Origin of the sequence: Microbacterium sp. ZW CA_36, from assembly GCF_044987475.1 — a bacterium.
In the GTDB taxonomy this organism is placed as follows: domain Bacteria; phylum Actinomycetota; class Actinomycetes; order Actinomycetales; family Microbacteriaceae; genus Microbacterium.
The window spans coordinates 1-17,731 of sequence record NZ_JBJDRL010000077.1; the positions used below are offsets into that span (position 1 = coordinate 1).

A 17,731-nucleotide genomic window follows, 5' to 3' on the forward strand; every position below is an offset into this window, starting at 1 on the left:
GTCGACCGCAGGGCGTGGCACCTCTCGGAGGCGACCTCGCACCCCGACGCGGCGATCGCCGAGCTGCTCTCGGTGGCCGGTGACCACGCCGCCTCGCGCGCCGCCTACTCGGTGGCCTCAGGTGCATTCGAGCGCGCAGCGCGGCTGACGCCCGACGCGGGCGCGCGGTCGGCGCGCCTGCTGAAGGCCGCGGATGCCGCATGGGAGGCGGGAGACGGCGAGCGCGCGGTCGCACTGCTCGACAGGCCCACACGCGATGCCGCTCCGAACGCGGCCGGAAGCGCCCCCGTCGACGGCATCCGCGCGACCGAGCTGCGCGCCTCGGTCGCGGCCCGCACCGGCTCGCTGCGGGAGGCCCTCGACATCCTGCTGCGTGCTGCCGACCACGCGACGTCGGCGGACGCCGCGACCGTCGCACTGGCGGATGCCGTGCACGCCACGTACTACCTCGGCGACGCACGGACCGCCTCGACCCTCGCCGACCGGATCGCCGATCTGCGGCCCGATGTGAGCACGACGCGGGCGCGGGCGCTCGGGCTCATGGCGTCGGGAATGGCGAAGACGCTCGCCGGGCGCGGCGGCGCAGACGAGATCCGCGCTGCCGTTCCACTTCTCGAGAGCGATCCGGAGCTGGGACGGGACCCCCGCCGCCTTTCGTGGCTGATGCTCGCACCCCTGTATCTGCGCGACACCACCAGCGGAGTGCGACTGCGCGCGCTCGTGGACGAGGTGCGGGGCGCCACCGGGATCGGCGCGCTGCCGGCCCTGCTCTTCCATGTCGCGGTCGATCAGGCGACGACGGCGGCGTCGTGGGTGCGGGCCGAGGCGAACTTCACCGAGGCCATCCGTCTCGCGACCGACACAGGGCAGACCACCGAGCGGGCGATGTCGCTCGCGGGCCTGGCACGACTCGATTCCCGCGCCGGGAAGGCCGACGCGTGTCGCACCCACGGCGAGGAGGCACGCGCGCAATGCGCCGCCCGCGACATCCATGTGGGCGAGGCCTGGGTGGGGCACGCCCTCGGCGATCTCGAGCTCTCGCTGGGTCGACCCGAGCTGGCGGCGGACCTCTTCGCGGAGCTGATCGCCCTGCTCGGACGCCTCGGGCTGGACGATGTCGACCTCTCCCCCGGGCCCGAGTACTGCGACGCGCTGGTGCGCGTGGGACGCAGGAGCGAGGCGCTGGCGATCGCCGCCGCGTACCGCGCCCGAGCGTCGGTGAAGGGACAGCCGTGGGCCTGCGCCCGCGGCGAGCGCGCGATGGGGATCGCCGATGCAGACGGCGACTCCGATGCCTGGTTCGAGTCGGCGCTCGGCTGGCACGAGCAGACGCTCGACCGGTTCGAGGTGGCCCGCACCCGCCTCGCTTACGGCGAGCGGCTCCGCAGGACGGGACGCCGGATCGACGCGCGCGTGCAGCTCCGCGCGGCATGCGAGGACTTCGCCGAGCTCGGCGCATCCGTATGGCGCACCCGCGCCGCGACCGAGCTCACCGCGACCGGCGAACACGTCCGCGCCCCCGTGGGGAACGCTGTCGATGACCTCACGCCGCAGGAACTCCAGGTCAGCGTGCTGCTCGCAGAGGGCCGCACGACCCGCGAGGCGGCGGCCGCCCTGTTCCTCAGTCCGAAGACCGTCGAATACCACCTGCGCAAGGCCTACACGAAGCTCGGGATCGGCTCACGTGCCGAGCTGGCGCAGGCGCTCGCTGAGGTGCATCGGGGATGATCCGATCGACGTGGCGTGACGCGGCGGGACGGGAGTGAGCGGCACTGCATTCACCGGAATGGATGCTGCACGCGTACCGTTGCAGTCGACATGCAGCGATTCGGCACCCTCTCGTTCGGACATTACGGCCCGCTGGGCGGCGGGCGGCAGCTCACCGCCGCCGACTCGATGCTGCAGGCGATCGACCTCGCCCAGGGGATGGACGACCTCGGCGTGAACGGCGCCTACTTCCGCGTCCACCACTTCGCGCGCCAGCAGGCATCGCCGATGCCGTTGCTCGCCGCCATCGCGGCGCGCACCCGGAGCATCGAGGTCGGCACCGGCGTGATCGACATGCGGTACGAGAACCCGCTCTACCTGGCCGAGGAAGCCGCCGCCGTAGACCTCATCTCCGGCGGCCGGCTCGCGCTCGGCGTGAGCCGCGGCTCACCCGAGACCGTCGTGCGCGGCTACGAGGCGTTCGGGTACACCGGATCGGACGACCCGCGGGGCGCCGACATCGCCCGGGACCACTTCGATCTCTTCCTCCGCGCGATCGAGGGCGAAGGCCTCGCCGAGCGCGACGCCTCGTCGCCGTTCGGCGGCGGCACGGGACTGCAGCGCATCGAGCCGCACTCCCCCGGGCTGCGCTCGCGCGTGTGGTGGGGCGCCGGCAACCGCGACTCCGCCGAGTGGGCGGGCCGCACGGGAGTGAACCTGATGTCGTCGACGCTGCTGACCTCCGCGGACGGACGGCCGTTCGACATCCTCCAGGCGGAGCAGATCGACGGCTTCCGCGCCGCGTGGCGGGACGCGGGCCATCAGGGCGAACCGCGTGTATCGGTGAGTCGCTCGATCTTCCCGATCACCACCGCCGAGGAGCGCATGTACTTCGGCGGCCGCCAGGACGGCGACCAGATCGGGGTCATCGACGGCATCCGCTCCACCTTCGGCAAGACCTACGCCGGCGAGCCCGACGAGCTCGTGGAGCAGCTCAAGGAGGACGCGGCCATCGCCTCGGCCGACACCCTGATGCTGACCATCCCCAGCCAGCTCGGCGTGGAGTTCAACCTGCGCATGATCGAGTCGTTCGCAAAGCACGTCGCCCCCGCACTGGGCTGGCAGGCGGCCCGCGCCTGATACCGCCCTCAAGAGCGCCGCGGTCCGTTCGCGAGGGATCTTGACCGGTCGGTCAGTCAGGAATACCGTGGAATCGACCCCCGATCGGGAGCCATCACCGTCTCCGAAGGAGGAGATTCCGATGAACAAGTGGACTCGTTGGGAGGACTGGGTCGCCGTGGTCGTGGGCCTCGTCGCCGCCGTGGCGGCGCTGTTCATGCCGCCGATGGGCGCCTCCATGCCATGGATGCTGATCGTCGGCATCCTGCTGATCGCCGCCGGTGTCATGAACCTCGCGATGCCGGGAATGGTCGCGATGGAGTACGTGCAGCTCGCGCTCGGTGCGGTGCTGTTCGTCGCTCCGTGGCTGGGCGGCTACGCCAGCATGGATTCCGCAGCCGCCTGGATCTGCTGGATCGGCGGGGCGGTCGCGGTGGTCGTCGCGGCACTCGCCATCCGGCCGGCCATGCACATGCACGACCGTTCTCTCCCGCACTGAGGTGCCCTCCCCACTGACGTGCACCGTGGACGGGGGCGCCGGACACCGTCGGCGGCCCCCGCGCCTTCCCTGAGGAATCGAGATGACCCGAACCCGGGAGAGCCGGATCCTCATCCTCGATGCGGCCGAGCGCCTCTTCGCCGAGCGCGGCTTCGACGCCACCCCGACAGGGGCGATCGCCGACCTGGCGGGCGTGCCCAAAGGGCTGCTCTTCTACTACTTCCCGAGCAAGACCGATCTGCTGCGGGCGCTGATGGGTGAACGGCTCGACCTCGATCCCATCGACACGTCCGGCCTGATCGCCGAGGGCGATCCCGCGCAGTCCCTGCTCAACGTCACGGGCAGGCTCCGCGAGCTGCAGGGCGAGTCGGCGGTGCGCCGCGTCATCGTGTGGCGCGAGCACCGGACGCACCCCGAGGTGCGCGCGAGACTCCGCGACTACCGCAGCCAGCTGCAGGCGATCGTCGAGCGCGTGCTCGGCGCGAGCATCCTGCATCCGATCGCCGCCCGGCGTGTGCGGATCGCGGCGGAAGCGTGGGTCGCGATCATCACGACCCCGACGCTTCCGGCCCACTCCCCAGGCGACGAACTCGCGCCGGCAGCGCCGGGCGACGAGCTCGCAGGTCCGGCCGACGCGGCCGACCTGCCCGCGCTCGCCGATCTCATCTCGGCCGGCCTGCGCGAGCCCGCGGCCTGAGCCGCGGGCGGGTGCTGATCCGGCTGCGCGTGCAGGTTAGAGTGTCCCGACCGGACACTGCGGCACGTGCCCGGGATGCCGGGAGGGCAGGGTTGGGCGAAGTGTTGACGCTCGCGTCGCGGGACGTCGGCGACGTCGAGTCGACGTGGCGCCAGTTCGTGCCGTCGGCGGCCCTGCAGCGCGTGGATCCCCGCACGTTCGCGTTCTCGTGGACGTCCGCCGCGACGCCCGGGTTCTCGATCGTGAAGTACCAGCTGAACGCCTCGGTGCAGTCCGCCATCGAACCGGACGGTCAGTTGATGGCCTGTCGGGTGGCATCGCGCGGCGCCTGGGTGGGAACTCCGCGCGGCGAGCTGGCTGCGGGGCTGCCCTGGCTCGCGCTGGAAGGGCCGACGAGCGCGCGCTGGCACACACGCGCCGATGTGCGCGCGTTCGTGTTCGACCGGGCCCCGGCCGAGGAGGAGGCACGCCGTCTGTCGGGCGACGACCGGTTCACGCTGCGCGCCTCCACGACGAGTGCTGCTCCGATCGACCGGGATCTTGCGGCGCACTGGGAGCGCGTGTTCCAGCATGTCGCCGGCTCGTCCTTCGTGCCGGGACTCACCTCTCCGATGATCGAGGCCGAGCTTCGGCGCCACGCCCTGCACGCCACCCTGGCGGCGTTCTCCCCCGCCTTCGGCGCCGCCCTCGAACGCTCGTCCCAGCGGCGGGCCGCCCCGCGGAGCGTGCGGCGCGCCATCGCCTATATGGAGCAGCACGCGCACGAGCCGATCACCATCGACGACGTCGCCGTGGCAGCCGGGATCTCGCCGCGCGGACTGCAGTACGCCTTCCGTCGCGCCCTCGATCAGACACCCACCGAGTACCTCCGGCGCGAACGGCTGGCCGGGGCGCACGCCGAGCTGCAGCAGACGACGCCCGCGAGCGTGTCTGAGGTCGCGCGGCGCTGGGGTTTCGCGAGCGCCTCGCGCTTCGCCAAGCACTACCGCGATGCGTATGGCCGGTCGCCGCGGCAGACACTGCACGGGGGCTGAGCAGCGCGTTTTCGTTTTTCGGGCGGCGCTTTCGCAGGGCGGTCCGCGGCGAGCCGGGGTCGAGCGAGCTGTCGCAGAGTCTCTTCGTGCGGGCATGCGTCTCGCCGAGGGAGGAACGTGGGCAAGTTCATCTACGAGGGCGGCATCCGCGCGGAGTTCGACGATCGAGTGCTCACGCATCTGCAGGTCGCCATCGGCACGAAGCTGCGCCGGAACGAGCCGTTCTACTTCACATGGCACGGCGACATCAGCACCGGCGGCGGACGGACGACCGTCTGGGTGCACGCCGCGGCGAACCTGGTATTCACCTATTACGGCGGCCGGCCGGCGAGGATCAACCGGACCTGGCTGGAGGCGCTGATGCGCACGGCCAACTCGCCCGTGGGCCTGCAGGTCGTCGCCGAGCCGCCCGACGACGGCGGATCCGAGGTGCTCGGCTGAGCCGTACCGCAGGACCCCTGTCAGTCGCACGAGCCGCACCGGTAGACTCCGGCCAGCCGAGGCGATGGAGGCGATGCTATGGACAGCAGGGACCTGGGCGACGTGATCGACGACCTCATGGCGAAGGCGCGCGAGGCATCCAGCGGCCGCGCGGCGCGCACCATCCGCGGCGGCCACGAGAACGCCCTGCGGGAGACCGTCATCGCGCTGCTCGCCGGCCATGAGCTCTCCGAGCACGACAGCCCGCATGAGGCGACGCTGCAGGTGCTCCGCGGTCGCGTCCGCCTGATAGCGGCAGACGATGCGTGGGAAGGCATGTCCGGCGATCACCTCACCGTGCCGCCGCAGCGTCACAGTCTCGCCGCCCTCGAGGACTCGGTCGTTCTGCTGACCGTGTCGAACCGCGTGCCCTGACGACCTGACGCACGCGAGCACGTCGGGCGTCGGGCGCCGGGCGTCGGGCGCCGGGCGCGGCAGTCAGGCGTCGAGCGTGGCCGCGAGCGCGGCGAGAGCCTCGCCGGTGATGCGCTGCGTCGTCCACTCGCCCATCGGCTCGGCGCCGATCGAGCGGTAGAACCCGATCGCGGGCTCGTTCCAGTCGAGCACCGTCCATTCGAAGCGCGAGTACCCTCGCTCGACGCACACGCTCGCCAGCGACGCGAGCAGCGCCTTGCCGTAGCCGAAGGCGCGCTGCCGCTGGTCGACGAAGAGGTCCTCGAGCCAGACGCCGTGCCGCCCCGTCCAGGTGGAGTAGGTGACGAACCAGATCGCGATGCCGACGATTTCGCCGCCGCGCTCGACGACGTGGGCGAAGACACGGGGCTCGTCGCCGAACAGCGCCGTCTCGAGCGCGTCCACCGTGTTCTCGACCGCGTCGGGCTCGCGTTCGTACACCGCGAGTCCGTGAATGCACGCGAGGATGCCGGGTTCGTCGCCGCGCCGGGCCTCACGAAGGATCGCGCCACCGGCGAGCGTACGAGGAGTCACGTGATCGAGCGTAGCGAGACGTCGATGCTCCCACGCCTCATCACCGCCGCGCGGGTGCGATGCGCGGACCCCCGCGCGCGTCGGCATCCGCCCGCTCAGGGCAGTCCGGTCACCGATACGCCGAGCCATTCGGCGAGGTCGGCGATCTCGGCGCGCACGATGTCGGACTCCTCCGGCTCGAACGGGAGGAACTCGTGGACCGCCGTGACCTTCAGCATGTCGCGTTCACGGTCGACTTCGGCGTCGAGCATCCCGACGAAGCGGTCGCCCATGAGGATCGGATGAGCGAAGAAGCCGTACCGACGCTGGGCCTTCGGCTTGAACTGCTCGAGCACGTAGGTGAACTCGAACAGCTCCTCGAGACGTCTGCGGTCGAACAGCATGCTGTCGTACGGGTTGAGGAACGCGACGCGGCCGCCGGAGTCCTCGTCCTCGAGCGCGGCGAGCGCCTCGGGATCGACGCGGTACTTCACGGAGCTGCCTTCGATCGCCGCGGGCTCCCCGCTGTCTTTCGTGACACCGGTCCAGTACCAGTGCGGCTTCGCGATGCCCGCGGATTGCAGGCGCCGTGCGGCGAGCAGCGCGGCGGCCTCATCATCGTCGTACTCCGGCAGATCCTGCGGGTAGACGCGCTCGGCGAGATCCCAACGGCGATGGCGCCCCTCGCGCCCGGTGACCGCCACCTCGCCCTGACGCAGCAGGAAGTCGAGCAGGTGGGGCACCTGGTTCGCGCCCGACCAGCCGTCGGGTGCGCGGCTTACCTGCGCCGTGTCGGGGATGTCGCTCGCGAGCAGCGGACCTTCCGCGCGCAGTCGCGCCAGCACGTCGGCCCGGAATCCCGCGTTCGCCGCCAGCCACTGCTGGCTGCTCTCGCGCTGCGGCCAGCGGCGCATGCCCGGCAACATCAGCGGCAGCAGGCTCATCGGCCGGAACGCGCCGTCGAACTCGAACAGCAGGCGGTCGTCCTCGACCGTCTTGCGCAGCTGACCCGGCTCGTACGACCAGCCGATGCGCGACCACAGCACCGTGTGCTCGCAGGGCGCGATGGTCGACGTGGGGTCGATCTTGATGTAGCCGAGCTGCTCGGCGACCTCGACGACGTCACCGGGACGATCGGCGTCGAGCAGCTGCGCGCGCACGACGATGCGGCGAGCCTGCTCCCGCGTGAGCCGATGCGGGGTCACGCGGAGTCCGCGGGAAGCACGCGATACCGCACGTGCGTGACGAGCGACGCCTGCCGCCCCGCGATCTGCTCGAGGCGCTGAGGCCCGACCCCGTCGAACAGCCGGAGCCCGCCGCCGACGATGCTCGGCGAGATCTGCAGCGCCAGCTCGTCGATGAGTCCTGCGGCGAGATAGGCGTTGGTCGTCGACGGGCCGCCAGCGACGTGGATGGGCAGGTCGCCCGCAGCATCGCGAGCCCGATCGAGCGCCGCGTGGATGCCGTCGGTGACGAAGTGGAACGTCGTACCGCCCTCCATCTCGATCGACGCACGCGGGTAGTGGGTCAGCACGAAGACGGGGCGGTGGTACGGCGGGGTCGGACCCCACCAGCCCCGCCAGTCCCGATCCCACCCGCCGCGGACGGGACCGAACATGTTGCGCCCCATGATGAAGGCACCAGCATCGACGATCGCCTCCATCTCGGCACGGTTCTCTTCGGGCGTCTCGAACATCCACCGGTGCAGGGCGTTCTCGGGTACCTCGCCGAACGGGCGCTCCTCGGTCTGGTTCACACCGGCGCCGATCCCATCGAGCGAGATCGACATGGTGGCGACGACGGGTGACATGCGGGACCTCCAGCGATCGACGGCGCGTGACGCCGCCCACGCTAGCGGCACGCACCGACGGCCCGACAGCCCTCACGGGGCAGCGGCATGCCCGTTCCGCATGCACCCGCGTCGCCACCGCGTCATGACCGCACCGCCTCCCACAGCCCGGCCCATTGCGCCGGACGGAGGTCGCGGGGCAGGGCGCCGGCGCCGACACCCAGGTCGGCGAGCGCCCGCCGCATGCGGGGCCGGCCGAGCCCCGAGGAACGCTGCACGATCGCGGCGAGGTCGCCGCCGCGCCCTGTGAAGACCTCGCGCACGAAGCGGTCGTACGCCGCTCGCTCACGCGAATCGACGAGCGGCGAACCCCGCCGGGTGATGCCGAGGATGCCGCCGTCGACGCTCGGCATGGGGCGGAAGTGCCGCGCGGGCACGCGGCCGTGCAGCGCGAACTCGAACCACGGTGCCGCCTGGGCGCTCATCATGGTGCCCCCGCCGACTCCCGCGCGCTTGCGGGCGACCTCCCACTGTGTCAGGAGAACGGCGTGCCGCCACCGGTCGCGGGTGAGCAGGCGGCGCAGGATCGGCGTCGTGAGGTGGTACGGCACGTTGCCGACCAGCACCGGGCGGTCGAGCGGATGCCGGAGGGCGTCGGCGTGGGCGATGCGGGCGTGCGGCAGCCGCCGGCGCAGCCGCTGCACGCGCTGCTCGTCGATGTCGATCGCTTCGAGATCGCGCCCGAGGCCGGCGAGGGGAACGGTGAGCGCACCGTCACCCGCGCCGATCTCGAGGATCGGCCCGCGGGTGTCGGCGACGAGTTCGACGATGCTGTGGATCGTCGGGCGGTGGGTGAGGAAGTTCTGGCCGAGTTCGTGCCGGCCACCGTGTACGGAACGGTTTCGCATGGGAGGTGCTCCAAGTTGAAGAAGAGGGGAGCACCCCGACGCAGGCGTCGATCGAGGAGGCCGTGGACGGCCGGGGAGAGGACGCGCGGCCGGGGTGCGAGGACATCCCGGACGACGGCGCGCGTTACGCGAGAACCAGCGAGCGCGCCGTCAGGCGCGGCGGTCGCGAATGAAGAAGACGCACGCCGTCATCGGCGTGCTGCAGATCGTTCCCATGCGCTCCATCGTATCCGGGGGGTCGATCGCGCGTCGCGCCCGCTCTCCAGCCGTGCCCCCATGTTGGGCCTGCGGGACGTCCGGATAGCACTCGTGACCCGGGGTCGCAATCCCCCGGCACTCGTTCCCGGCCGTGCGTATCGTCGCGCGCATGACACGATTCGGATACACGCTGATGGGCGAGCAGAGCGGTCCTCGTGAGCTGGTCCGCTACGCACAGACGGCGGAGGATGCCGGCTTCGACTTCGAGGTCTCGAGCGACCACTACTCGCCGTGGCTCGTCAGCCAGGGGCACTCGCCGTACGCATGGACGGTGCTGGGCGCCGTCGCCCATGCGACCTCGCGCGTCGAGCTCATGACGTATGTGACCTGCCCGACGATGCGCTATCACCCGGCGGTCGTCGCCCAGAAGGCGGCGACGCTGCAGATCCTCAGCGAAGGCCGGTTCGTCCTCGGGCTGGGATCCGGCGAGAATCTCAACGAGCACGTCGTCGGTCAGGGATGGCCCAACGTCGACGTCCGCCAGGACCGGCTGGTCGAGGCCATCGAGATCATCCGCGAGCTGCACTCGGGCGAGCTGCTGACGTACCAGGGCGAGCACTTCCGCGTGGACTCCGCGCGCATCTGGGATGTGCCCGGCACCCGGGTCGAGATCGGCGTCGCCGTGTCGGGCGACGAGTCGATCGCATCGTTCGCTCCCATGGCCGACCACATGATCGCCGTCGAGCCGAAGTCCGAACTGGTGCAGCTCTGGGATGATGCGCGCCGCACGGATGCCGGACCCGGCACCGACGGCGGATCCCGCAAGATCGGGCAGATCCCGATCTCGTGGGATCCCGACAGGGACACCGCCGTCCAGCGCGCCCACGAGCAGTTCCGGTGGTTCGGCGGCGGCTGGCCGGTCAACGCGGAGCTGCCGACGCCCGCCGGCTTCGAAGCCGCGAGCAGATTCGTGCGGCCCGACGACATCGCATCGTCGATTCCGTGCGGACCGGATCTCGACGAGCTCGCGGAGAGCGTGCGCCCCTACCTCGACGCCGGCTTCACCGACGTCGCTCTCGTGCAGATCGGCGACGAAGAGCAGGAAAGATTCCTCGCCGAGGCCGCCGGGCCACTGCTCGAGAGGCTGCGCGCGCTCGCCTGAGCCGGGCCCATGGGGGCGCGCGGCGCACGCCTGGCAGAGTCACACGGGTCGCACCCGGCGCAGGACGATGGCCGCCGGCATCCGTCTGACGATGGGACGGAAGGGGGCCTTCGCCACGCCGGCCGCCTCGTCGGCGTCCACGATGCGCGGATTGGTGGCGCCTACGTCGCCGCCTCGCCACCGCAGCGTCGCGCCGCCCGCCGCGACGATGTTGAGCGCCCAGTTCGTGTCGGCGCCCCACGGAAGGCCGATGAGGATCGCGTCGCGGTCGGCCGTCGGCACCACGGCGACGGGGGTCGCATACGGGGTGCCGCTGCGGCGTCCGCGGTGGTGCACCACGGCCCACAGCGGGAACCATCGCCTGCCCGCCAGTGCGCGGCCGACCGGCTCGGTCACCCGTACCGCGAGTCGTGGCGGGCCGTGTTTGCGGGGCGGGTCGCTCATCGCTCCAGCATGCGCCGCGCGATCGCCGGGTGCCAGCCCCGGCGGCTACTGCTTCGTCGCGCGCTCGATCGACATGACGAGGATCACGCGGTCGGCCTTGTCGCGGGGCGGCGTGGTGCTCGGGTTGCCGTAGCGGTTCTGCAGCCGCACGTAGAAGCCGCCTTCGGGGTCGGGGACGACCTCGACGAGCCGGCCGGCGACCTCCAGGTAGTGGAACGGGTGATCAGGGTCGATGATCGACAGCGACATCGACGGGTTGTGCTGCAGGTTGCGGTACTTCTGCCGGTAGTTCGTGTGGGTGAACCGCACGTGCTCGCCGTCGAACTCGAACCACATCGGGTTCACCTGGACGGTGTCGTCGGGGCGGATCGTGCCGAGGTGCGCGTACACCGGAAGTTCGAGGAGATGGCGTCGGTCAGCGGGGAGGATGTCGTCGACGGAAGGCATTCGTCCAGTCTGCCGTCGCCAGGAACCGGACGGGTCGCTCGCCGACCTCCGGTGTCACGAACTACCCTCGGTGCATGGCCACGCAACCCGCACCCGGGTGGTATGACGACGGCTCGGGCAAGCAGCGCTGGTGGGACGGCACCCACTGGACCGAGGAGTACATCGACCTGCGCGCGCCCGACATCGAACTGCGGACGGATGCCGGACCCGCCGCGGCCGGCCCCGCTCTGCCCGGCTGGTACGACGACCAGCGCGGACGCACCCGGTGGTGGGACGGACGCCGGTGGACCGCCGACGTGCGCTACAGCGGCCAGGAGCAGGACTTCGCGGGCATCGTCATCGACGGCCGGTGGATCCACTTCGGAGACCTGAGCCAGCCGGTCGCCGAAGTCGAGGCATCCCTCGACTCCGGGGACGCGCTGCTGCGGCGACCGGCCTTCACGCGAGCGGCCGTCGAGCGACGCATGTTCGGCCCGACCGGGCCCATCACCCCGCGCACCATCAACCGGGCGATCAACCGGATGACGCCGCACCTGGTGGTCGCGGGCGCCCAGGTGTGGGTCGCGCCCTATCCCGCCGCCCACGACCCCGAGGCACGCCGCTTCGTCGGGTGGGTCAATACCAGCGCGCAGCACTACCGCTACCGCTGAGTCCCACCGTCAGTCGGGCAGCACGAGCGGCAGTTCGCGGGCGTCGTCCCACGGCTCGCTCCACCCCAGGCGATCGAACAGCCCGTCGAGCACCATCCCGGTGAAGCCCCACACGAGGTGCTCCCCCGTCGCATGCCGCACGAGGAATCCAGGACCGCGCCACTCGTGTCCGTCGCGGCGGATCACCGTCACGCCGCGGTTGGCGGGGTTCAGCAGGTCGGCGACAGGCGCCCGGAACACCGCTGCCGATTCGGCTTCGTCGACGACGCGGACGGAGGACGGATGCCGCCACCAGCCCAGCACCGGCGTCACGAGGTGCTGCGAGAACGCGAGGGAGATGTCGGTGAGCTCTCCGAGCACCTCGACGCCCGCGGTGTCGAGCCCGGTCTCTTCACGGGCTTCGCGGAGCGCGGCCGCGACCGGGCCGTCGTCGCCCGGGTCGAGGCGTCCGCCGGGGAAGGCGACCTGACCGGGATGTGCGCGCAGCGTCGTGGCGCGGGCGAGGAGAAGGACGTCGAGATCGCGCGACACGGCACGCGCCTGAGCGTCGTGATCGCTCGGCAGGGAGTCCAGCACACCGAACAGCATCAGCACCGCCGCCGGCCGCGGGTCCGCCTGCGCCGGCAGGTCGATCAGCGGCGCGACGTCGGCATCGGCTGCCAGCGCAGCGAGCTGCGCGCGTGCGCCGAGCGCCCTGGCGACCCGCACCTCGCCGTCCTGCGGAGTCGTGGGCTGCGGCATCCGTTCAGGCTACGCCGATCCGCCGACGTCGCGGGCGGCCGGGTGGGGACGAGTCACCCCGGTTGACCGGCGCTCGGCCATCCCGGTAGCTTCGCTGCGTGGCGCATCGCGCCGCCGGGTGCGCAGCGCGCTCCTGCCTGGCTGCTGGGGAGCCGCATGATCACCGTCGACGGTCTGCGCGCGATGCGCGTCTTCGAAGGGGTGCCCGACGAAGGCCTCGCCTACCTCGTCGGCGCCGTCGAGGACATCCGGCTCGCACCCGGCGAGTACTTCGCGCACGAGGGCGACGAGCGGTCGCTCTTCATCGTGGTCGATGGCCTCGCCGAGATCACCAAGATCGTGAACGGCGACGAGCGCGTCATCGGCACACGCAAGCCGGGCCAGTTCTTCGGCGAGGTGCCGATGACGCTCAGCACGCCGTTCCCTGCCAGCGGCCGCGCCGCCGGATCGACGCGCGTGCTGAAGCTCGAGCCCACCGTGTACTACACGCTCGCCGCGCTCGCCCCGTCGGTGCCCGACCGGGTGGCCACCCTCGCACGCCGCTACCTCGACTCCCTGCAGACGATGGCCGCCGAGCAGCGCGAGCCCGGCGTGCGACTGATCCACACCAAGCGCAGCGCACGAGCACATCGCGTGAGCGGCTTCCTCACCCGCAACCAGGTCGATTTCGAGAATGTGACAGCGGATGCCGCCCCCGACGCGGTCGACGACACCGTCCTGGAACTCGCCGACGGACGACGGCTCGCGAACCCGACGATGCGCGAGGTCGCCGAAGCCGTGGGGCTCGATGTGGCGCCGTCAGCCCGCCACTACGACGTCGTCATCCTCGGTGCTGGGCCTGCCGGTCTCACGGCGGCCGTGAACGCCGCGGCGGAAGGGCTCCGTACGCTCGTCGTCGAGACATTCGCGCCCGGTGGTCAGGCAGGCACGTCGACCCGGATCGAGAACTACACCGGATTTCCGTTCGGCATCTCGGGCGATGATCTCGCGAGCCGGGCGTTCAAGCAGGCCAAGCGCCTGGGCGCGGAGCTGGTGGTCACGCGCACCGTCGAGGCACTGGACCCGGCGACGCACGACCTGACGCTCGACAGCGGCGATGTCGTCAGCGCCGAGGTGGTGATCCTCGCCACCGGTGTCGTGTGGCGCACGCTCCCCCTCGACGGCGTCGGCAGATTCCTCGGCAGCGGCGTCTACTACGGCGCCGCCCGCAGCGACTCCGCCGTCGCGCAGGGCGCGGACGTCTGCATCATCGGCGCCGGCAACTCCGCCGGCCAGGCCGCGCTGTTCTTCAGCCGCCACGCGCGCTCGGTCACGCTGCTCGTGCGAGGCGAGTCGCTCGAGGCCGGCATGTCGAGGTATCTCATCGACCAGATCTCGGCCATCCCGGCGATCCGGGTCGAGACGCGCAGCGAAGTCGTCGCGCTGTACGGGGCCGACAGCCTGCGGGCCGCCGACGTCGCCGATCGGCGCACCGGCGACGTGCGGCGCCGCGACGTCGACGTGCTCTTCGTCATGATCGGAGCCGATGCCGAGACCGCCTGGCTGCCACCGCAGGTCGCGCTCGACGGGCGCGGCTTCGTGCTGACGGGGGCGGATGCCCTCGAGTCGGGATCATGGGCCGAGACGCGGCGCCCGTTCGCCCTCGAGACGACCGCTCCGGGCGTCTTCGCAGTGGGCGACGTGCGCTCCGGCTCGGTGAAGCGGGTCGTCGCGGGCGTCGGCGAGGGCGGCATGGCCATCGCCTTCACCCACCAGTACCTGGCCCTCGACCGGTAGACCCGGCCGCGGTCGCCGTCATCCCCGGACGCCGCGCCGCCTCGCGGCCGGGCGCACGATCGCGCGGCCGAGCATGATGACCAGCGTGCCGGCGATCACCCAGGGTCCCAGCACGAGGACGGGATCGAGCCACGCGTGCTTCAGGTCGGTACGGCCCCGGCCGAAGCGCGACGAGATCGACCGGTGCCCTCGCTCGCCGAGGATGCCGCTCTTCGCGATCGGGTCGTCGGGCCGTCGCGTGAAGAGCGACTTCATGTGGGCGGTCGTCGAGTCGATGCGGTCGCCGAGCATCAGGAGCAGCCAGTGGGCGGTCTGGCCCTCGCTGTACGTCTCGTACGCGTAGCGCCGGACGCGCCCTGCCAGCCCGCGCAACGGCTGCGCCGTGCCGAACACCGGCGTCAGCCGCGCATGCTCGATGGACTTCTCGCGCCCGCCGCGTCCGCCCTGGTCCTCGGGTATCTCCCAGTGCGCACCCGTCTGGATGCCAGGCTGCTCACGCGGCACTGCGGGGCGATCAGCAGGGTCGGCGTCGGCTCCCCAGCCGGGAATACGGGCGCGCAGCTGGTCGGCTGTGGGGGCGGAACCGGGCTTGTTCGCGGTGTACGGCATGTCGTCCTCCGATTCGAGCGTCAGGCGGCCGGGACGATGACCGGCTTGATGATGTCGTCGAGCTTCGTCGAGAAGAGGTGGTACCCCTCGGCGATGTGGTCGAGCGGGATGCGGTGCGTGACGAGATCGCTCGGCCGGAGGTGGCCGGCCCGGATGTGCTCGAAGAGCCGGGGCCACTGGCGCTTGACGGGCGCCTGGTTCATCCGCAGCGTCAGGCCCTTGTTCATCGCATCGCCGAACCGCACGGCGCTGAACATCGGTCCGTAGGCGCCCATGACCGACACGGTGCCGCCCTTGCGGACGGAGTCGATCGCCCAGTTCAGCGCCACCGGCGAACCGCCCTGCATCTTGAGCTTCGCCGAGGTCACGTGCTGGATCACATGACCGTCGGCCTCCGCCCCGACGGCGTCGATCGCGACGTCCGCTCCCAGCCCGTCCGTCATCCGCTTCAGCTCACGCACGATGTCACCGACCTGGGTGAACGCCACCGTCTCGGCGTACGCGAAGTCGCGTGCCTTCTGCAGGCGGTAGTCCAGATGATCGACGACGATCACGCGTCCTGCACCCATGAGCCAGCATGACCGCGCGGCAGCGAGTCCGACCGGGCCGGCGCCGAACACGACGGCGGTGTCGCCCTCGTCGATATCGGCCAGCTGGGCTCCGAAGTAGCCGGTCGAGAACGCGTCGGTGAGCAGCAGCGCGTCCTCGTCGGCGATGTCGTCGGGGATCACCGAGGGTCCGACATCCGCGAACGGCACGCGCACCATCTCGGCCTGCCCGCCGTCGTACCCTCCGGTCGAGTGCGAGTAGCCGTAGATGCCGCCGATCGCCGTCGCGTTGGGATTGACGTTGTGGCAGTTCGAGAACAGGCCCCGCGCGCAGAAGTAGCAGGAGCCGCAGTAGATGTTGAAGGGCACCATCACGCGGTCGCCGACACGCAGCCGCTCGACCGATCCGCCGACATCCACGACCGTGCCGATGAACTCATGGCCGAACGTGTGACCGATGCGGGTGTCGGGCATCATGCCGTGGTACAGATGCAGATCCGATCCGCAGATCGCAGCCAGCTCGACGCGCACGATCGCATCATTGGGGTGCTCGATCCTCGGCTCGGGCTTGCTCTCGACGCGCAGCTTGTACGGTCCGCGGTACGTCATCGCCTTCATGCGCTCCTCCTGGGTCTCTCACACACCCTCTCCGCGCCGCGCGGGATCCGCGGAGGGGGTTGCGTTCGAGCCGTCGAAGTGTCAGAGCGGCGAAGAGCGCGCCGAGGACTCAGCCGCGGAAGTACGTCTCGGCGACGCGGGCGAGGTCCCACAGGTCACTGACGCCGGCGAGCTCGCGTGCGGAGTGCATCGAGAGGATCGGGATGCCGACATCCACGGTCCGGATGCCCAGGCGTGTCGCGGTGATCGGGCCGATCGTCGAGCCGCACGGCACGGCGTTGTTCGAGACGAACTCCTGGCTGGTGACGCCTGCTGCCGCGCACCATCCGTTCCACGCCGCCGCGCCCGCGGCATCCGTGGCATACCGCTGGTTGGCGTTGATCTTGAGGATCGGACCCGACCCGAGCACGGGCTGCACGACCGGGTCGTGCTTCTCGGCGTAGTTCGGGTGGACCGAATGTCCGACGTCGCTCGAGACGCACCACGATGACGCCAGAGCACGCAGCTGCTGCTCGCGGTCGGCGCCGAGAGACAGCCACAGGCGCTCGAGCACGTCGGCGAGGAAGGGGCCGGCGGCACCCGAACGCGTGCCGGATCCGACCTCTTCGTGGTCGAACACCGCGAGCATCGCGATGTGCTCGGCGTCGTGGCCTTCGGCCGCGCGCTCCAGCGCGACGAGCCCCGCATGCACCGACGCGAGGTCGTCGAGCCGCCCGGAGGCGAAGAAGACGTCGTCCAGTCCGAAGGTGGCGCCCGCGGCGGAGTCGGCCGTCACGATGTCGTACCCGCGGATGCGCGCGGCGTCGACGCCGGCCTCACGCGCGAGCTCGCCGAGGATATCGGCCGAGTCCGCAGGACCGAGCCCCCACACCGGCTGGGTCTGCGACTGCTTGTCGAGGGCGAGGTGGTCGTTGGCCTCACGGTCGAGGTGGATCGCGAGCTGCGGCAGGCGCAGGAGCGCGCCGGTCGACGCCAGCACGCTCCTGCCGTCGTCGAGCACGAGGCGGCCGGCCAGGCGGAGCTCTCGATCGAGCCACGAGTTCAGCAGGGGTCCCCCGTAGATCTCGACTCCGGCCTGCAGCCAGCCGAGCTTTCCGGTCGTCGGCTTCGGCTTGAGCTTGAATCCCGGGGAGTCGCTGTGGGCGCCGAAGATGCGCACACCCGTGGCGGCGGTCGCGGACGGCGGCACGACCCATGCGATCGCCGCACCGTCGCGCACGACGACGAACTTTCCTCCCGCCGGAGCCGGCCAGCCGGCCGCCTCATCCAGGCGCGTGAACCCCGCACGCTCCAGGCGGCTCGCGACCTCCGCGGCGGCGTGGAAGCGCGACGGCGACGCTGCCACGAAGTCGGCGGGATCGTCGGCGTTAGCCAGAGC

20 protein-coding genes are annotated in these 17,731 nt (G+C 71.3%); 10 read left to right on the plus strand and 10 right to left on the minus strand.

What is annotated here, in order from left to right; genetic code table 11:
* From ACI3KX_RS19760 to ACI3KX_RS19790, 7 genes are all read left to right on the plus strand, one after another.
* On the plus strand, positions 1-1,728 hold a 1,728-nt coding region (locus ACI3KX_RS19760; protein WP_404910798.1), incomplete at its 5' end, for a LuxR C-terminal-related transcriptional regulator.
* Between the two features lie 90 nt (positions 1,729-1,818).
* The gene (locus tag ACI3KX_RS19765) at positions 1,819-2,847 is read left to right on the plus strand and encodes an LLM class flavin-dependent oxidoreductase (RefSeq protein ID WP_363353875.1); all 1,029 of its coding nucleotides are present in this window, start codon (positions 1,819-1,821) and stop codon (positions 2,845-2,847) included.
* Between the two features lie 121 nt (positions 2,848-2,968).
* Positions 2,969-3,325: an SPW repeat protein gene (locus tag ACI3KX_RS19770; protein ID WP_363353877.1), complete on the plus strand. Its 357-nt coding sequence runs from the start codon at positions 2,969-2,971 to the stop codon at positions 3,323-3,325.
* Positions 3,326-3,407: 82 nt separating this feature from the next.
* Positions 3,408-4,022, plus strand: a complete 615-nt coding sequence (locus ACI3KX_RS19775; protein ID WP_363353879.1) for a helix-turn-helix domain-containing protein — start codon at positions 3,408-3,410, stop codon at positions 4,020-4,022.
* A 101-nt stretch (positions 4,023-4,123) separates the two neighbouring features.
* The gene (locus ACI3KX_RS19780; RefSeq protein ID WP_404910799.1) at positions 4,124-5,056 is read left to right on the plus strand and encodes a helix-turn-helix domain-containing protein; all 933 of its coding nucleotides are present in this window, start codon (positions 4,124-4,126) and stop codon (positions 5,054-5,056) included.
* Between the two features lie 117 nt (positions 5,057-5,173).
* Positions 5,174-5,497, plus strand: a complete 324-nt coding sequence (locus ACI3KX_RS19785; protein ID WP_363353883.1) for an ATP-dependent DNA ligase — start codon at positions 5,174-5,176, stop codon at positions 5,495-5,497.
* Between the two features lie 78 nt (positions 5,498-5,575).
* Positions 5,576-5,911, plus strand: coding sequence for a cupin domain-containing protein (locus ACI3KX_RS19790; protein ID WP_404910800.1), 336 nt, complete (start codon positions 5,576-5,578; stop codon positions 5,909-5,911).
* Between the two features lie 63 nt (positions 5,912-5,974).
* On the opposite strand, the gene ACI3KX_RS19795 is transcribed toward ACI3KX_RS19790, so the two are convergent.
* The 4 genes from ACI3KX_RS19795 to erm all read right to left on the minus strand — a co-directional run bounded on the left by ACI3KX_RS19795 (position 5,975) and on the right by erm (position 9,160).
* The gene (locus ACI3KX_RS19795) at positions 5,975-6,484 is read right to left on the minus strand and encodes a GNAT family N-acetyltransferase (protein WP_404910801.1); all 510 of its coding nucleotides are present in this window, start codon (positions 6,482-6,484) and stop codon (positions 5,975-5,977) included.
* A 95-nt stretch (positions 6,485-6,579) separates the two neighbouring features.
* A complete protein-coding gene (locus ACI3KX_RS19800) occupies positions 6,580-7,668 on the minus strand; it encodes a DNA glycosylase AlkZ-like family protein (RefSeq protein WP_404910802.1) in 1,089 nt (362 codons plus the stop codon).
* Complete coding sequence (locus ACI3KX_RS19805; RefSeq protein WP_404910803.1) at positions 7,665-8,273, minus strand: dihydrofolate reductase family protein; 609 nt, start codon at positions 8,271-8,273, stop codon at positions 7,665-7,667. Before ACI3KX_RS19805 ends, ACI3KX_RS19800 begins: the two co-directional genes overlap by 4 nt.
* Positions 8,274-8,395: 122 nt before the next feature.
* On the minus strand, positions 8,396-9,160 hold the full coding sequence (gene erm, locus ACI3KX_RS19810) for a 23S ribosomal RNA methyltransferase Erm (RefSeq protein ID WP_404910804.1): 765 nt from the start codon (positions 9,158-9,160) through the stop codon (positions 8,396-8,398).
* A 367-nt stretch (positions 9,161-9,527) separates the two neighbouring features.
* On the opposite strand from erm, the gene ACI3KX_RS19815 reads away from it, so the two are divergent.
* Positions 9,528-10,520 (plus strand): LLM class F420-dependent oxidoreductase, encoded by a 993-nt coding sequence (locus ACI3KX_RS19815; RefSeq protein WP_404910805.1) that lies wholly within the window; start codon positions 9,528-9,530, stop codon positions 10,518-10,520.
* A gap of 39 nt (positions 10,521-10,559) precedes the next feature.
* Here ACI3KX_RS19815 and ACI3KX_RS19820 read toward each other — a convergent pair whose 3' ends face one another.
* Positions 10,560-10,964, minus strand: coding sequence for a nitroreductase family deazaflavin-dependent oxidoreductase (locus ACI3KX_RS19820; protein WP_404910806.1), 405 nt, complete (start codon positions 10,962-10,964; stop codon positions 10,560-10,562).
* Between the two features lie 45 nt (positions 10,965-11,009).
* Entirely contained in the window at positions 11,010-11,411 is a 402-nt protein-coding gene (locus ACI3KX_RS19825) for a PPOX class F420-dependent oxidoreductase (protein ID WP_404910807.1), read from the minus strand.
* Positions 11,412-11,485: 74 nt separating this feature from the next.
* Here ACI3KX_RS19825 and ACI3KX_RS19830 point away from each other — a divergent pair, with 74 nt between their 5' ends.
* Positions 11,486-12,061, plus strand: coding sequence for a DUF2510 domain-containing protein (locus ACI3KX_RS19830; RefSeq protein ID WP_349428346.1), 576 nt, complete (start codon positions 11,486-11,488; stop codon positions 12,059-12,061).
* Between the two features lie 9 nt (positions 12,062-12,070).
* Here the strand turns inward: ACI3KX_RS19830 and ACI3KX_RS19835 are convergent, their stop codons facing one another.
* Complete coding sequence (locus ACI3KX_RS19835) at positions 12,071-12,802, minus strand: NUDIX hydrolase (RefSeq protein WP_404910808.1); 732 nt, start codon at positions 12,800-12,802, stop codon at positions 12,071-12,073.
* A gap of 156 nt (positions 12,803-12,958) precedes the next feature.
* Between ACI3KX_RS19835 and ACI3KX_RS19840 the strand changes: the two genes are divergently transcribed.
* The gene (locus ACI3KX_RS19840; RefSeq protein WP_404910809.1) at positions 12,959-14,578 is read left to right on the plus strand and encodes an FAD-dependent oxidoreductase; all 1,620 of its coding nucleotides are present in this window, start codon (positions 12,959-12,961) and stop codon (positions 14,576-14,578) included.
* A gap of 18 nt (positions 14,579-14,596) precedes the next feature.
* Here the strand turns inward: ACI3KX_RS19840 and ACI3KX_RS19845 are convergent, their stop codons facing one another.
* The 3 genes from ACI3KX_RS19845 to ACI3KX_RS19855 form a co-directional block, all read right to left on the minus strand.
* Positions 14,597-15,187, minus strand: coding sequence for a hypothetical protein (locus ACI3KX_RS19845; RefSeq protein ID WP_404910810.1), 591 nt, complete (start codon positions 15,185-15,187; stop codon positions 14,597-14,599).
* Positions 15,188-15,207: 20 nt separating this feature from the next.
* On the minus strand, positions 15,208-16,353 hold the full coding sequence (locus ACI3KX_RS19850) for a zinc-dependent alcohol dehydrogenase (RefSeq protein WP_404910811.1): 1,146 nt from the start codon (positions 16,351-16,353) through the stop codon (positions 15,208-15,210).
* A 109-nt stretch (positions 16,354-16,462) separates the two neighbouring features.
* Positions 16,463-17,731: M18 family aminopeptidase (locus tag ACI3KX_RS19855; RefSeq protein WP_404910812.1), on the minus strand; the 1,269-nt coding region annotated here is incomplete at its 5' end.

What these genes read in the sequence shown, in the direction of transcription:
- ACI3KX_RS19765 (WP_363353875.1), top strand. Translation starts at nt 1,819, where the DNA reads ATGCAGCGATTCGGCACCCTCTCGTTCGGACATTACGGCCCGCTGGGC.
- ACI3KX_RS19770 (WP_363353877.1), top strand. Translation starts at nt 2,969, where the DNA reads ATGAACAAGTGGACTCGTTGGGAGGACTGGGTCGCCGTGGTCGTGGGC.
- ACI3KX_RS19775 (WP_363353879.1), top strand. Translation starts at nt 3,408, where the DNA reads ATGACCCGAACCCGGGAGAGCCGGATCCTCATCCTCGATGCGGCCGAG.
- ACI3KX_RS19790 (WP_404910800.1), top strand. Translation starts at nt 5,576, where the DNA reads ATGGACAGCAGGGACCTGGGCGACGTGATCGACGACCTCATGGCGAAG.
- ACI3KX_RS19805 (WP_404910803.1), bottom strand. Translation starts at nt 8,273, where the DNA reads ATGTCACCCGTCGTCGCCACCATGTCGATCTCGCTCGATGGGATCGGC.
- erm (WP_404910804.1), bottom strand. Translation starts at nt 9,160, where the DNA reads ATGCGAAACCGTTCCGTACACGGTGGCCGGCACGAACTCGGCCAGAAC.
- ACI3KX_RS19815 (WP_404910805.1), top strand. Translation starts at nt 9,528, where the DNA reads ATGACACGATTCGGATACACGCTGATGGGCGAGCAGAGCGGTCCTCGT.
- ACI3KX_RS19820 (WP_404910806.1), bottom strand. Translation starts at nt 10,964, where the DNA reads ATGAGCGACCCGCCCCGCAAACACGGCCCGCCACGACTCGCGGTACGG.
- ACI3KX_RS19825 (WP_404910807.1), bottom strand. Translation starts at nt 11,411, where the DNA reads ATGCCTTCCGTCGACGACATCCTCCCCGCTGACCGACGCCATCTCCTC.
- ACI3KX_RS19830 (WP_349428346.1), top strand. Translation starts at nt 11,486, where the DNA reads ATGGCCACGCAACCCGCACCCGGGTGGTATGACGACGGCTCGGGCAAG.
- ACI3KX_RS19835 (WP_404910808.1), bottom strand. Translation starts at nt 12,802, where the DNA reads ATGCCGCAGCCCACGACTCCGCAGGACGGCGAGGTGCGGGTCGCCAGG.
- ACI3KX_RS19840 (WP_404910809.1), top strand. Translation starts at nt 12,959, where the DNA reads ATGATCACCGTCGACGGTCTGCGCGCGATGCGCGTCTTCGAAGGGGTG.
- ACI3KX_RS19845 (WP_404910810.1), bottom strand. Translation starts at nt 15,187, where the DNA reads ATGCCGTACACCGCGAACAAGCCCGGTTCCGCCCCCACAGCCGACCAG.
- ACI3KX_RS19850 (WP_404910811.1), bottom strand. Translation starts at nt 16,353, where the DNA reads ATGAAGGCGATGACGTACCGCGGACCGTACAAGCTGCGCGTCGAGAGC.